At 73.0% G+C, this 12,882-nt stretch carries 14 protein-coding genes and 1 pseudogene; 7 read left to right on the forward strand and 8 right to left on the reverse strand.

Features of this window, described 5'->3' with window-relative positions:
* Positions 1-50 precede the first annotated feature (50 nt).
* From ABZW30_RS30620 to ABZW30_RS30635, 4 genes are all read right to left on the reverse strand, one after another.
* A complete protein-coding gene (locus ABZW30_RS30620) occupies positions 51-701 on the reverse strand; it encodes a sigma-70 family RNA polymerase sigma factor (protein ID WP_355674458.1) in 651 nt (216 codons plus the stop codon).
* A 134-nt stretch (positions 702-835) separates the two neighbouring features.
* Positions 836-1,186, reverse strand: a complete 351-nt coding sequence (locus ABZW30_RS30625; protein WP_355674459.1) for a hypothetical protein — start codon at positions 1,184-1,186, stop codon at positions 836-838.
* A gap of 171 nt (positions 1,187-1,357) precedes the next feature.
* Positions 1,358-1,507: a hypothetical protein gene (locus ABZW30_RS30630; RefSeq protein ID WP_355674460.1), complete on the reverse strand. Its 150-nt coding sequence runs from the start codon at positions 1,505-1,507 to the stop codon at positions 1,358-1,360.
* A 77-nt stretch (positions 1,508-1,584) separates the two neighbouring features.
* A complete protein-coding gene (locus ABZW30_RS30635; RefSeq protein ID WP_355674461.1) occupies positions 1,585-3,954 on the reverse strand; it encodes a tetratricopeptide repeat protein in 2,370 nt (789 codons plus the stop codon).
* Between the two features lie 178 nt (positions 3,955-4,132).
* On the opposite strand from ABZW30_RS30635, the gene ABZW30_RS30640 reads away from it, so the two are divergent.
* The 5 genes and pseudogenes from ABZW30_RS30640 to ABZW30_RS30660 all read left to right on the forward strand — a co-directional run.
* Complete coding sequence (locus ABZW30_RS30640) at positions 4,133-4,690, forward strand: hypothetical protein (protein WP_355674462.1); 558 nt, start codon at positions 4,133-4,135, stop codon at positions 4,688-4,690.
* A 182-nt stretch (positions 4,691-4,872) separates the two neighbouring features.
* The gene (locus ABZW30_RS30645) at positions 4,873-5,085 is read left to right on the forward strand and encodes a hypothetical protein (protein ID WP_355674463.1); all 213 of its coding nucleotides are present in this window, start codon (positions 4,873-4,875) and stop codon (positions 5,083-5,085) included.
* Between the two features lie 87 nt (positions 5,086-5,172).
* The gene (locus ABZW30_RS30650; RefSeq protein WP_355674464.1) at positions 5,173-5,709 is read left to right on the forward strand and encodes a hypothetical protein; all 537 of its coding nucleotides are present in this window, start codon (positions 5,173-5,175) and stop codon (positions 5,707-5,709) included.
* Between the two features lie 72 nt (positions 5,710-5,781).
* Positions 5,782-6,519 carry a class I SAM-dependent methyltransferase gene (locus ABZW30_RS30655; protein ID WP_355674465.1) on the forward strand — a complete coding sequence of 246 codons (738 nt, stop codon included), beginning with the start codon at positions 5,782-5,784 and terminating at the stop codon, positions 6,517-6,519.
* Positions 6,520-6,632: 113 nt separating this feature from the next.
* A pseudogene (locus tag ABZW30_RS30660) lies at positions 6,633-7,385 on the forward strand (SulP family inorganic anion transporter); the annotation flags it as partial.
* Between the two features lie 84 nt (positions 7,386-7,469).
* Here the strand turns inward: ABZW30_RS30660 and ABZW30_RS30665 are convergent.
* The gene (locus ABZW30_RS30665; RefSeq protein ID WP_355674466.1) at positions 7,470-8,516 is read right to left on the reverse strand and encodes a DUF2690 domain-containing protein; all 1,047 of its coding nucleotides are present in this window, start codon (positions 8,514-8,516) and stop codon (positions 7,470-7,472) included.
* Between the two features lie 207 nt (positions 8,517-8,723).
* On the opposite strand from ABZW30_RS30665, the gene ABZW30_RS30670 reads away from it, so the two are divergent.
* Positions 8,724-9,161: a helix-turn-helix transcriptional regulator gene (locus tag ABZW30_RS30670; RefSeq protein WP_355674467.1), complete on the forward strand. Its 438-nt coding sequence runs from the start codon at positions 8,724-8,726 to the stop codon at positions 9,159-9,161.
* 175 nt (positions 9,162-9,336) lie between these two features.
* Here ABZW30_RS30670 and ABZW30_RS30675 read toward each other — a convergent pair whose 3' ends face one another.
* The gene (locus tag ABZW30_RS30675) at positions 9,337-10,164 is read right to left on the reverse strand and encodes an SAM-dependent methyltransferase (RefSeq protein WP_355674473.1); all 828 of its coding nucleotides are present in this window, start codon (positions 10,162-10,164) and stop codon (positions 9,337-9,339) included.
* A gap of 202 nt (positions 10,165-10,366) precedes the next feature.
* Between ABZW30_RS30675 and ABZW30_RS30680 the strand changes: the two genes are divergently transcribed.
* Positions 10,367-11,200, forward strand: a complete 834-nt coding sequence (locus ABZW30_RS30680; protein WP_355674468.1) for a hypothetical protein — start codon at positions 10,367-10,369, stop codon at positions 11,198-11,200.
* On the opposite strand, the gene ABZW30_RS30685 is transcribed toward ABZW30_RS30680, so the two are convergent.
* Together ABZW30_RS30685 and ABZW30_RS30690 are read right to left on the reverse strand one after the other, a co-directional pair.
* Complete coding sequence (locus ABZW30_RS30685) at positions 11,175-12,053, reverse strand: NAD-dependent protein deacetylase (RefSeq protein ID WP_355674469.1); 879 nt, start codon at positions 12,051-12,053, stop codon at positions 11,175-11,177. The two genes, ABZW30_RS30680 and ABZW30_RS30685, sit on opposite strands and share 26 nt — an antisense overlap.
* A gap of 268 nt (positions 12,054-12,321) precedes the next feature.
* A partial coding sequence (locus ABZW30_RS30690) for a vanadium-dependent haloperoxidase (RefSeq protein ID WP_355674470.1) occupies positions 12,322-12,882 on the reverse strand: 561 nt, incomplete at its 5' end.

Genomic DNA, 12,882 nt, shown 5'->3' on the forward strand with positions numbered 1-12,882 from the left:
CGGCACGCGGTCCGCGGGGTCCCCCGGCCCGCGGACCGCCCGTCGCGACGTCACCGGCTGACCGGCGCGTACCCGTGCTCCGCCGCGAGCACCGGCCGCAGCGCCCGGACCGCGTAGAAGTTCCGGGACTTGACCGTCCCCGGCGGCACCCCCAGCTTGGCCGAGGCCTCCTGCACCGAGCGGTCCTTCAGGTGCAGCTCGACCAGCACCTCCCGGTGGTGCTTCTGCACCCGCCGCAGCGCCAGGGCGATGTCCCGGGCGACCACCACCTGCTCGTACGGGTCCTCGGCCACCGGATGGTCCTCCAGGGGCTCCCCGATCGCCTCGGGCGCGCGGGAGGCGGCCATCCGGTAGTGGTCGATCGCGATCCGCCGGGCGACGGTGAACAGCCAGGCCCGGCTGCCCTCGGGGCCGTTCCTCATCGCCTCCGGGTGCTGCCAGGCCCGCAGCAGGGTCTCCTGCAGGATGTCCTCGGCCTTGCCGCGGTCGCCCCTGGTGATCCGGAGCAGGGAGCGCAGGATGTAGCCGCCGTGCAGCCGGTGGATCTCGGCGACGAACTCCGGGTCGAGGGTCGGGCGGGCCGTGCCCGGACCGGGTGTCGCCGGCGCGGGGGCCGGTGCGTCCGCTGTGTCTGCGATGGCCGGTGTGACTGCGAACGGCTGGGGGCCGGGGGCGGGCTGGGCAACGGACGACTTCGACACGCGCTACCTCTCAGGTCGGGCAAGGGCACGGCTGGGAGCCCGCCATCGGTCCTCGGCGGCTCCTCACAGCAGGCTGCCGGGCGCTGCCAAGGACCCGCCAACGATCCGCCAACGTCCCCGTCCGACCGCCGGCCTCAGCCCCGGTTGAGCTCCCGGACCAGGTCCTGCACCCCGTCCTCGCCCCGGTGCTCGATCAGCACCGCGACCCAGTGCGCCAGCCGCCGGCGTTCGGCCGCCGACCAGCGCGGCGCCGACGGGTGCTCGTCCACCACCAGCGCCGCCGCCAGCTCCAGCAGCTCGGGCGCGGGCTCCGGCCCCCGCCGACCCGCCGGCAGCACGTGCAGCGCCAGCCGCCGGGCGACGGCGGTCACCTCGGCCACCGACCCCTCCGGCACGGCCAGCGCGGGGGTCCCCGGCAGGCTCGGCGCCTCCTCGCGCACCAGGGCCGCGATGAACGCGCGCGCCTCCGACCGGTCCGCTTCCATCCCCGTTCCTCCCCGTCCCGTCCCGTTCAACGGCCTCTGCGCCGACAGCGGTTCAGCCGTTCCCGGCCTGGCGCCGGGGGGCTTCCGTCCCGCGACTCTAGCCAACCGCCCCGCAAGCCGACGGCCGGTCGGGGCAGGTGCCCCCGACCGGCCGTCCGCGCTTGACAGGAGCTACTTCTTCACCTGCCCCGGCGGGGTCTGGTACGGGTGGTGGTGGGTGGAACCGACGTGCGGTTCCTCCTCCGGCTTGCCCGCGAGCTCGGGCAGCGCACGGGTGCCGAACGGGTCGGTGACCGTCACGGCGGTGCCGTTGCGGTGCACCTCGTGCGGCGAGCCGATCGCGTACGAGGCGAGCGCGATCCCGGTGCTCGGGGTCGGGCCGGCGCCGGGTGCGCCGCTCAGCGGAGCCGCTCCGGCCCGGTGTGGGCGTTCAACCGGGCCCGGACGGCGTCGGCGTCCCGGTGTTGCAGGTCTTCGAGGATGGCGAGGCCCTGCAGCCAGGAGGCTCGGGCGGCCGCGACGTCCCCGAGGGCGACGTGGGTGTCGCCGATGTGGGTGTGGATGTCGGCCTGGAGGAAGTAGTCACCGACCGCCTGACGCAGCCGCAGCGACTCGTGGTAGGCGGGGAGCGCCTCGTGGTACTCGCCGAGGTGGTGGTGGATGAAGCCGATGCTGTCCCAGATGGAGGACTGGCCGGGGAGGTTCCCGGCGTCCTGGGCCAGCGCCAGCGCGCGGCGGCAGTACGGGAGCGCCTCCCGGAGCTCGCCCTGCTGCGCCAGGTACCAGCCGATGCTGTTGAGCGCGAGGGCCTGCCCGGAGGGGTCGCCCATGGCCCGGAACAGCTCCAGCGCCCGATGGGACTCGGCCACCGCCTCGACGTTGGCGTGTTCCTCGCCGTGGGCGATGGCGAGGTCGAGCTGGGTCCTGCCCTGACGCGGCCGGTCCCCGAGCGCGTCGAACAGGTCGAGGGCCAGGCGCAGCTCGCGCTGGGCCTGGGGCTGGCGGCCCTGCGAGCGGTGCACCTGGCCGAGCCAGCGGTGGGCGTGGGCCTGCCGGCCGAGGTCCCCGGTGCGCTCGGCGGCGGCCAGCGCGGTCTCACTCGCCCGCTGCCACTGCTGCCACAGCCCGGACTTCAGCAGGTAGGCCACCTGCGCGCCGACGAGCTGCCAGGCGTGGACGTCGGCCCCCGTCCGGTGCGCCAGGTCGACGATCCGCTCCAGCACCGGCTGCTCCTCCCGGTACCAGTCGAGCGCCTGCCGACGGTCGGTGAGGTCCTCGGGCGCCACCCCGGCGGCCGGTTCCGCGAGGTCGAGCGACTGCCAGGAGGCGTCGTCGGCGTAGGCGAGGCAGCCGGCCCGGTGCGCGGTGTGAAGGTAGTGGTCGAACAACCGCACCATCGCCTCGGCCTGCCCCTGTGGCGGCTCCAGGGCCTCCGCCTGCTCGGCGGCGTACGCCCGCAGCAGGTCGTGGAAGGTGTACCGGCCCCGCTCCGGCGCGGTGATCAGATGGGCGCGGTGCAGGTCCTCCAGCAGAGCGTGGGTCTCGGACGACGACAGGCCCGCGAGGCTCGCGGCCGCCGCCGCGCTGACGAACGGGCCCGGGTGCAGGCCGAGCAGCCGGAACAGCCGGGCGGCCTGCGGAGCCAGCGCGCGGTAGGACCAGGAGAGCACCACCCGGACGTCGGCATGGCTGTCGCCGGCCGACAGGAGGTCCAGGCGCACGCGGGAGTCACGCAGTTCGCGCGCCCACACGTCGAGCGGGGTGCCGGGGTGGTCGGCCGCCCGGGCGGCGGCGATGTTCAGGGCCAGCGGCAGCCGGGCGCACAGCTCGGCCAGCTCGTCGGCCGCGTCCTGCTGCTCCTCGACGAGCCCGCGGCCCACGCGGCGGGCGAGCAGTTCGCGCGCCTCCGCCCGGGAGAGCACGTCCAGGGTCAACGGGACGGCGCCGTCCAGGGCGACCAGCCCGGGCAGCCGGTTCCTGCTGGTGACCACGACCAGGCAGGTGTTCGAGCCCGGCAGCAGCGGGCGGACCTGTTCCGCCTCGCGGGCGTTGTCGAGGACGATCAGCGTCCGGGTGCCGGCCAGCCGGCTGCGCAGGAGCGCGAGCCGCCCGTCCGGGTCGGCGGGGACACGGAGGGCCGGAACGCCCAGCGCGTCCAGGAAGCCGCGCGCCACCTCGGCGGCGTCGACCGGGTCCCTCGCGGGGTCGAACCCGCGCAGGTTGGCGAAGAGCTGGCCGTCGGGGTAGCGGTCGGCCACCCGGTGGGCGAAGTGCACGGCCAACGTGGTCTTGCCCACGCCCGCGGTGCCGGCGATCGCCGAGATCACGACCGCTCCGCAACCGGGGGTCACGTCGTCCAGCAGCTCATCGAGCACCTTGAGCTCACGGGCACGACCGGTGAAGTGCCGGACGGCCGTGGGCAGCTGCTGCGGACCGGTCGGCCCGGCCGGGCCGGACGACACGGCGGGAAGGAGCGCCGGGGAGACGACGGCACCGCCTCCGGGCGCCGGGGCCTCCTCGGAAGCGTCCGCCGAGCGCTGCGGGTCCGTGTCCCGGGCCGCCGTCAGCCAGCGGGTACGGGTGTCCGGGTCGACACCGAGGGCCTCGGCGAGCCGGACCACCGAGGACATCCGCGGCCGGCGCCCACCAGCCTCCAGGGCGCTGATCGATCGCGCCGACACCCCCGAACGCTCCGCGAGCTCGTCCTGGCTCCACCCCGCCGCCAGGCGTCGCTCCCGCAACAGCGCGGCGAAAACAGCAGCCCCCACACATCCCCCCGAATCCCCTGCGAACCGTGCCGTCGCCCCACCCGTCCGACCCCGGATCGCGAATGAGCGTAGCGGGCGACAGACCCAAGTGTCAGGTCAATGTCAGGTCAACGTCATGGTCGACCCGCCGCGCTGCCGCGAGGATGAGCGCCGAACGGATCCGTCCGAGGAGGAACGCATGAACGCCGGCAGGGTCGCTTCGCGTCCGACCAGGGGTCCGGCCCGGACCGCGGTGGTCGCCGTCGCCCTCGCGGCGCTCGGTACGGGCGGCACGGCGGGCGCTTCGGCGGCCGCCCCGGCCGCCACACCGGCCCACCACGGCGCCGTGCCGGTCCAGGAGGTCAGGACCGCTGACGGGGTGCTCACCGTCCACCGAACGGCCGGCCGGCCGCAGGCCACCGGCAGCCCCTCGGCCACCGGCGGCATCACCCGGCCCACCTCGACCACCACGTGTGACGGCGTCGACCCGAAGGTCTGCTTCGCCGTCAACGGCGGCGGCTACTACGTCAGCACCATGGAGAACGACACCTACTACGGTGCGAGCACCTGGGCCGACATCCAGATCAAGAGCCCGTCCGGCGCCGTCGTGACCGGGACGAGTTTCCACGCCGCCGGCGGCACCTGGTACACCGTGACCTACACGCCGTACGGCTATGTCACCGCCGGTCGGTGGTGCGGCTTCAGCAGCGCCAACGGTGGTGCGTACACGGGTAGTTGTATCAACGTGAGCAACTGATCCGCCGGGCCGACGGACGGTGCCCCGGCACCGCCCGTCCGCCGGTCCGCGCATGGGCGCCCCCGGGATTCACGAAGCGTCAGGGCTGCGTCAGCAGGTCGTCAAAGCGGGCATGGACGCTGACGAATCGGTGCAAGCTCGACATACCTGCAGGTCCGCAGGTCGTTCTGGAGGTGAGCCGCATGTCCGTATTCGCTGCGTTCCATTCCGACGTCCCCGACGTGCGCCACCGGGCCCACGGGCTGCGCACCGCATTCTCGACGGTACTGGACCGGCTGGCGGCAAGCCCGCTGGACAGCTCGGTGCTCGGGGCCATGGGCGCACCGCGCTCGACCGCCCGGCCCGCCGGGCCCTCGCCGACGCGGCCGGCTTCGGGCCGCCGCGCCGCGAACTGATGCTCCGGGCCGGCCCGGCCCCGCTGACCGCCGGTGTCGGTGCCCGCGGGCATACTCGCGCCGTACCGAACCAGGACGGGAGCGACGATGTCCGAGATCTCCGCCGTGACGGCGCTGCTCCGCAGCACCCTCGCCGAGCACGAAGCCGAACTGCGGCTCTGGGACTGCGCCGTCCCCGAGGGAGCCGACCCCGAGCTCATCCCGCCGGGCATCCCGGCCGGTGTCGCCGAGCTGCTCCGCGCCTCCAACGGCCTCTACCTCAGCCACTCCACCTACCTGTACCGGGCGGACCAGGTGCTGGACCGCCAGTTCCCCGAGGGGCTGGCGGAGGCCCCGCTGCCCGACGGGTCGCCGCCGGACGACCCGTCCCGGTTCTTCTTCTTCGGCGAAGCCTGCCTCAACCCGCTCCTGGTGGACCGGGACGGGACGGTCTGGCGGGTGCCGGACGAGGGTTTCGTCTGGTTCACGGGCTGCCGGTTGGAGCCGATCGCGGAGAGCGTGGACGAGTTCTTCCGGGTCTGGATCGCCTCCGCGCGCTTCCGGGACCTCGACGGCGTCGACCCCGACGATCCGACGGACAGTCACTGGCTCCAGCTGCTGCGGCTCAGCGGACTCAGCGCATAGCTGCTTGCCGCCCGGGCCCGGGACCGATAGATCACGACCCGACACTGTGCGCGACATCCGGAGCTCTCCACCATGACCGTGACGAGTCGCTACCGGGACGCCTGGGAGGGCTTCTGGCGCGATGCGCCGGAGGAACCGGGCTCGGTGATCTGGGACGCGGAGCCGGCCCTCACCGCAGAACGTCATCTCGCGCTGTTCAGACCTCACCTGACGGATAGTCGACTCCCCGTCGTCGACCTGGGCTGCGGCAACGGCACCCAGACCCGCTTCCTGGCCCACCACTTCCCCCGCGCCGTCGGGGTCGACCTGTCCCCCACCGCCATCGGCCTCGCCCGGCGTCAAGACCCGGCGTGTCGGGCCGAGTTCGCCCAGCTTGACGCCACCGACGCCACCGACGTCAGGGCGCTGCGCGACAGGCTCGGCGACACCAACGTCTACGTCCGCGGTGTGATCCACCAGAGCGACCCAGCCGACCGCCGACCGGTCGTCGACGCCATCGCCACGCTGCTCGGCGAGCGCGGCCGGGCCTTCGTGGTCGACCCCTCCGAAGCGGCCAGGAACACCCTGGCGCGCCTCACCCAGAGCCCGGCCGGCCCACCGCCCAAGCTGCGCCCGGTCTTCGAACACGGGCTCGCCCCGGCCGAGGTCGCCGACGCGGCCTTCGCCGAACTCTTCAGCGCGGCCGGGCTCACCGTCCTCGCCTCCGGCGAAATGCCGCTGTGCCTCACGGAGTTCACCCCCGATGGACGGCGGATCGACCTACCGTCCCGCTGGCTGGTCGCAGGGGCGAACGACGGGCGGCCGTCCTGAACCGGGCGTCATCGACCCCACCACTCCCCCTCCATGCCGATACAACCCGCCCACAACTGAGTCCGCCCCTCCGGAAGTTGTCCGGCGGGGCGGACTTCGCCCGGCTGACCGAGGTCGGCCTGCTGACCACCATCGTCGCCTTCACCCTGATCGCCTCCGCCGAGTCCCTGTTCAGCGCCGCCGCCGTGGACCGGCTGCACGACGGGCCGAAGACGGACTACGACAAGGAGTTGATGGCCCAGGGCGCCGGCAACACCGTGTGCGGGCTGCTCGGCGCGCTGCCGATGACCGCGGTGATCGTCCGCAGCGCCGCCAACGTCCAGGCCGGCGCCAGGACCAAGGTCTCGCGGGTGCTGCACGGCTGCTGGCTGCTGCTGTTCGCCGCGCTGCTCCCGGCCGTGCTCGGCGTGATCCCCACGGCCGCGCTGGCGGGCGTGCCGGTCCACGCCGGGTTCAAGCTGCTGCCGACCAAGGAGCTCGGGCCGCTGTGGCGCGAACACCGCGGCGAGGCCGTCGTACTGGTGGTCACCGCCGGGGCGATCCTGGTCACCGACATGTTCGAGGGTGTGCTGATCGGCCTCGCCATGGCGGTGGTCAAGGCCGCCTGGGAGACCTCGCGGGTCCACATCGAGGTCGAGGACCGGGGCGAGGGCCTGGTGCGGGTCCGGATCTTCGGCAATGCCACCTTCCTGCGCCTGCCCCGCATCCTCGACGCCCTGGAGCAGCTGCCCACCGGCCGGCCGATCGAACTCGACCTGGCCGGGCTGCGCCACCTCGACCACGCCTGCATGAGCGCCCTGCAGATCTGGTCCGACCAGCACAACGCCCATACCGTCCAACCCGACCGGACGGCCGTGACCGCCTGACCCCGATCCCGACCACGACCCCGACCCCGTGGGGCGGCACCCCCGTCCGCCCCACGGGTCTCGGTCCCGGTCCTCGCAGCCGTCTCAGGAGGTCGGGGTGGCGGTGACGGTCGGGGTGACAGTGACGGTCGGGGCGACAGTGACGGTCGGGGTGACAGTGACGGTCGGGGTGACAGTGACGGTCGAGGGTGCGGGGAGGCTGAGGGCGCTGGCGCGCGCGGCCGGGTCGGCGACCACGGGGGTGCAGCCGTCGCCGCCTTTCTGGTGGCCGCAGACGCGCAGGGTGGTGTCGCCCGGGCTGGCGTCGACCATCACCGAGTAGTTGTCGTAGCCCCAGTGGATCAGGGCGGTCTCCTGCCAGCCGGTGTTGGTGGTGATGGTGGCGCTGTCCCCCGGGGAGCCGTCGGTGATCCCGGCCCAGGCGGCCCGACAGCGCGGGCTGTAGTGGACGTACACGACGACCTGGCCGACGTTGCCCTTCAGCAGGGTGTGGTCGTCGGTCTCGCACCCCATCGTCTGGGGGTCCTTGCCCGCGCAGCCGACACCCTGGCAGAGCGGGGCGGGCTCGGTAGCCGTAGCGGCCGGCACCGTCGCCGCGACCGTGGTGCCGCTGCCGCCGCCCCGGGGGTCGCGCAGCCACAGGCCCGCGACCAGGACGAGCACGGCGGCGACGGCGGCCACGGCGGCGGCGACCCGTGCCGTGGGGATGCCGGTCGACAGCTCGGGTACCGGTGCGCGCCGCTCCGCTTCAACCGGTGGCGCGGGCGCCTCGGCCGGAAGCCCGGGCACCGGAACGGGCATGGGAACGAGACCGGGTTCCGGAGCACTCTCTTCCCGCGCGGCCTCGGCCTGCCGCAGCAGGTCGGTCAACAGCTCGGCATCGCACTCCACCGTCGCGATCAGCCCGGCCAGCGCTTGCGGGGTGATCAACCGCTTCCCGTTCAGCCACCGCTCCCAGGAGGCCTTGCTGAGGTAGGTCCGCTTGCCGAGCTCGGCAAGCGAGATCCGATGCGCGTCCTTCACCGCGCGCAGCTCTTCGGCCAGCCGTCGGGCGGGTTCCGATAGATCGTCAGGAAGCGGCTTCCAGGACTGGCTCATCGCGGGCCCCTCTGGCAGGTCGACAGAAGACATGAACTGATCATCTTTCGGATGATCAGTTTAGTCCGGCTCCCGGGGAACCGTTTCACCGTCTCCGGCCCGCCCGCCAAAGGCCCAGCTCCAGGCCGTGAGACGGCACCGTCCGTCTCAGAACATTCGGAGACACTCGAATGATCGCCGTCAAATATCGGAGAGTTGGCCCTGCCCAAACCGATCAGTGCAAGTACGGGGAGAAGACTCATGGGCCGCCAGCACGCGTCCGAAAGCACGTCTCAGTCCCCTGCCGACCGACTCGCCGAGGAGCTCCAGTCGCTGAAGTCCGCATCGGGCCTGACCTACGCCCGCATCAGTGAACGTACCCACTACGCGAAGTCCTCGTGGGAGCGCTGGGTGAACGGCAAGCAGTTCCCGCCGCGCGACGCGGTGGAGAGCATCGCCTCGGTCTGCGAGGGCGATGCCGAGCAGCTGCTCGCGCTGTGGCACCTCGCCAACACCTGCCGGGTCACCGTCGGCGCACCGGGCGCCCTGCCGGACGGGCCGCCCGACCACCGGCCGCCCGAGTGCCCGCACCACCGGCAGGCCCTCATTCTGCGGCGCCTGGTCCTGCTCGGGCTGGGCCTCGCGGCGGGCGCAGGGCTGGCCGCCGTCGGCCGGCGGCCGCTGCGGCACAGCGTCTGACCTGCTGAGGCCCGGGCACCACGCGGAGGGGAGCGCGGCGCCCGGGCCGGTTCGTGGTTACGCGACGCCGTCCTGCCACCACCAGAAGCCCGAGCCGTAGTCGCCGTGCTCGATCCGGCTGTCCACGTGCTGCCAGGAGACGGTGTAGGTCTCCAGGCCGGAGCAGGGCGAACGGCTAGGGCTTCAGGGCGACACCGGCGTAGAAGGAGACCTGGGCGTCCGTGACGGTGGCGGGGAGGAGGCCGGTCGGGTCGTCGGTCTCGTCCGGGTGCCAGCGGTGGGCGGGGACGATGCCGGGGTCGAGGAGGTCGAGGCCCTCGAAGAAGGTGGCGAACTCGGCCTCGGGGCGCAGCCGCAGGGAGGTGCCGGCCTGGTTGTAGATCTCCTCGACCTTCGTGGCACCGGGCGGGTCGAGTTCGGCGGTGGCGTGGGAGAGGACCAGGGCGGAGCCCGCCGGCAGCGGGTCCAGCAGGTGCTTGACGATGGCGTGGGCGTCGGTCAGGTCGGGGACGAAGTGGAGCAGGGCCACCATCGAGAGGACCACGGGCCGGTCCAGGTCGAGGGTCCGCGCCACCTCGGGGGTGGCCAGGATCGAGGCCGGGTCGCGGACGTCGCCGTGGACGTAGGCGGTGCGGCCCTGGGGGGTGCTGGTCATCAGGGCGCGGGAGTGGGCCAGGACGACGGGGTCGTTGTCGGCGTAGACCACGCGGGCGCCCGGCTCCACGCTCTGGGCGACCTCGTGGAGGTTCGGCGAGGTGGGGATGCCGGTGCCGATGTCCAGCCACTGGCGCAGGCCGCGCCGGGCCAGGGCCCGGGTGGCGCGGTGCATGAAGGTGCGGTTGGCCTGGACGGCGATGCGCATGGTGGGGAAGACGGTCAGCACTCGTTCGGCGGCTTCGCGGTCGACGGCGAAGTTGTCCTTGCCGCCGAGGAAGTAGTCGTACATCCGGGCGCTGTGCGGGATGTCCTGGCGTATGTGCGGGACGACCGGTTCGCCGGACATGCCCGGCTCGGCGGCCGTCATCCAGGTCTCGTCCGCGCTCATCCGCTGCCCCCTCATCTGTGATCACGTCAGGCCCGCGCAGTCTAGCCAACTCACGGGTACGGTATGGCAAGTCCGGTCGGGCTGCGGTCAGTATGCGGCCGACTCTCGGCAAAAGCGGTCGTAGTAGGCTGAGCGGGATAGATGATCTTCAGGAGACGACATGCCCGCCGCCAAGCCCAGACTCCTGCTCGTCACCGACCTGGCCTACCAGGCCCGGGGCCGCCGGTACTGCGACGAGGACATCCGGCTCTCCGCCCACCTGCGCGAGGACTTCGACGTCGCGCTGTGCCACCCGCTCGACGCCGTCGCACTGATGGACGCCTTCGACGTGGTCCTCGTCCGCAACAGCGGCCCGGTGCTCAACTACCGCACCGAGTACGAGGCCTTCCGCAGCGCCGCACTCGAACGCGGCACCCGCGTCTACACCCAGCTGACCGGGCGCGCCGACATGGCCGGCAAGCAGTACCTGCTCGACCTGAGCGCCGCCGGGTACCCGGTCATCCCCACCGTCGACCGGGCCGAGGACCTCGCCCGCCTGCCCGTCGTCCCCGAGTACGTCGTCAAGCCGAAGCTCGGCGCCGACTCGATCGGTCTGCGGATCGTCCCCCGCGACCGGCTCGACGCCGTGACGTACGACGGTGTCCTGGTCCAGCCGCTGATCCGCTTCGCCTACGAGGTCTCCTTCTACTTCGTCGACGACGCCTTCCAGTACGCCCTGCACGCCCCCGACCCCGAGCAGCGCTGGCGCCTCGAACGGTACGAGCCCACCGCCGCCGACCTGGAGTTCGCCCACCGCTTCATCGCGTGGAACACCGTCGAGCGCGGCATCCAGCGGGTGGACGCCTGCCGGACCCCCGAGGGCGAACTCCTCCTCGTCGAGTTGGAGGACCTCAACCCCTACCTCTCCCTCGACCTGGTCGACGAGGCCGTTCACGAGGCGTTCGTCGGCGCCCTCAAGGCCTCCCTGCTCAGGCTGGCGGGGACCCGGCCCTGACCTGCCGAGCGGCCTCGGTCAGCACCGCGCCCAGCGGCAGGCCGACCCTGGCCTCGGCCAGGTCGTCCCCACGGGTCGCGCCCTGGTTGACGATCACCACGGGCGTGCCCGCCCGGGCGGCGTGGCGGACAAAGCGCAGACCGGACATGACCGTGAGCGATGAACCGAGGACCACCAACGCCTGGGCGGCGTCGACGAGTTCGTAGCAGCGCTGGACCCGGGGCTTGGGCACGGTCTCGCCGAAGAAGACCACGTCCGGCTTGAGCACTCCCCCGCAGGCCGTACAGGGGGCGACCCGGAAGCCGTCCACCAGCGCCTGCGACAGTTCGGCGTCCCCGTCGGGGTTCACCCGGGCCGACCCCGCCCGGAAGCCGGCGTTCAGCGCCTCCAGCCGCCGGTCCAGCTCCTCGCGCGAGCTGCCGCGCGGACACCCCAGGCAGACCACCCGGCGCAGCCCGCCGTGCAGCTCCACCGCCGTCCGCGTACCGGCCGCACGGTGCAGGCCGTCCACGTTCTGGGTGATCACCGCCGACACATGGCCCGAGCGCCGCAACTGCTCCACCGCACGGTGCCCGGCGTTCGGCTCGGCCCGCGCGATGCTGCGCCAGCCGACGTGGCTGCGCGCCCAGTACCGGCGCCGGGCCGCCTCGCTGCCGGCGAACTCCTGGTACGTCATCGGCGACCCGCGCCGCCGGCTGCCGGTCTCGCCCCGGTAGTCGGGGATGCCCGACTCCGTCGACAGCCCCGCACCGCTGAGCACCACGACACCGCGCCCGGCCAGCAGGCGCACCAGCGCCTCCAGGCCGACCGCATCCGCCGCCGTACCGCCGAGAGTCCTCGCGGGCGCACCCATGCCCTCCAGCCTAGGACCCACGGCCGAACCAGCGCGAGGACGGTCCCGCCACCGGCCGCGGCGACCGGAAGACCCGCCGGAAGAAATCGACATGTCAGGAATTCCCGACAGATGATGGAGCCATGGCGGACGTCGATGTCTTCAGCGCGCCGGCCGACCCCGTGGATCCCTCCGGCACCTGCGTGGCGAGGAGCCGGCCACACCCGACACGTCGGGTGCAGCCGGCTGCTCATCACGGGGCGTTCACGCCCTGGCGCCGTGCGGGCGGTCAGAGATGCTGTGCCACGAAATCGGCCACCTGCGTGCCGAGTCGCTGACCGGCACTGTTGTCGAGGGAGGTGTGCTGACCGGACCAGATCCGGCTGAGCCACGCTTCGGTGGCTGCGTCCTGGAAGCCGGCGAAGGTTCGGCTGACGCCCTTCGAGGTCACCGTGAGCCGGTGCTGTGCGCCGTAGAACCCGGCGAGCGTCGTCGCCGCCGCCTGACTGAGCGCGCCGTGGGCACCGGGGTAGGACGGGTCCGGGGCGGTCGGCAGGAGGGGAGTCCAGTCGGGAACGCCGACGACGCCCGGGTTGTCGTGCGTGCCACCCAGCCGGATCGCGGTGACGGGCCGCCACACGTGGTAGGCGTACTTGGCGTCGTACATCGCGATCGCGGTGTCGGCGAGGGACAGGTCGAGCCGGGCGAAGACCTTCACCGCCTGCTCCAGGCTCGCCTTCCGGGAGGTGACGAGGTCCTGCGCGACCTGGTTCCACACGTTCCAGACCGGCGCCGCCGCCCAGAACACCGCAGCCGCGCTCTGATCGGCGGTACGGGTGGTACTGGTCTT

The sequence above is a fragment of the Kitasatospora sp. NPDC004669 genome, assembly GCF_040609455.1.
Taxonomy (GTDB): domain Bacteria; phylum Actinomycetota; class Actinomycetes; order Streptomycetales; family Streptomycetaceae; genus Kitasatospora.

What these genes read in the sequence shown, in the direction of transcription:
- ABZW30_RS30625 (WP_355674459.1), bottom strand. Translation starts at nt 1,186, where the DNA reads ATGGAAGCGGACCGGTCGGAGGCGCGCGCGTTCATCGCGGCCCTGGTG.
- ABZW30_RS30640 (WP_355674462.1), top strand. Translation starts at nt 4,133, where the DNA reads ATGAACGCCGGCAGGGTCGCTTCGCGTCCGACCAGGGGTCCGGCCCGG.
- ABZW30_RS30645 (WP_355674463.1), top strand. Translation starts at nt 4,873, where the DNA reads ATGTCCGTATTCGCTGCGTTCCATTCCGACGTCCCCGACGTGCGCCAC.
- ABZW30_RS30650 (WP_355674464.1), top strand. Translation starts at nt 5,173, where the DNA reads ATGTCCGAGATCTCCGCCGTGACGGCGCTGCTCCGCAGCACCCTCGCC.
- ABZW30_RS30655 (WP_355674465.1), top strand. Translation starts at nt 5,782, where the DNA reads ATGACCGTGACGAGTCGCTACCGGGACGCCTGGGAGGGCTTCTGGCGC.
- ABZW30_RS30665 (WP_355674466.1), bottom strand. Translation starts at nt 8,516, where the DNA reads ATGTCTTCTGTCGACCTGCCAGAGGGGCCCGCGATGAGCCAGTCCTGG.
- ABZW30_RS30670 (WP_355674467.1), top strand. Translation starts at nt 8,724, where the DNA reads ATGGGCCGCCAGCACGCGTCCGAAAGCACGTCTCAGTCCCCTGCCGAC.
- ABZW30_RS30675 (WP_355674473.1), bottom strand. Translation starts at nt 10,164, where the DNA reads ATGTCCGGCGAACCGGTCGTCCCGCACATACGCCAGGACATCCCGCAC.
- ABZW30_RS30680 (WP_355674468.1), top strand. Translation starts at nt 10,367, where the DNA reads ATGCCCGCCGCCAAGCCCAGACTCCTGCTCGTCACCGACCTGGCCTAC.
- ABZW30_RS30685 (WP_355674469.1), bottom strand. Translation starts at nt 12,053, where the DNA reads ATGGGTGCGCCCGCGAGGACTCTCGGCGGTACGGCGGCGGATGCGGTC.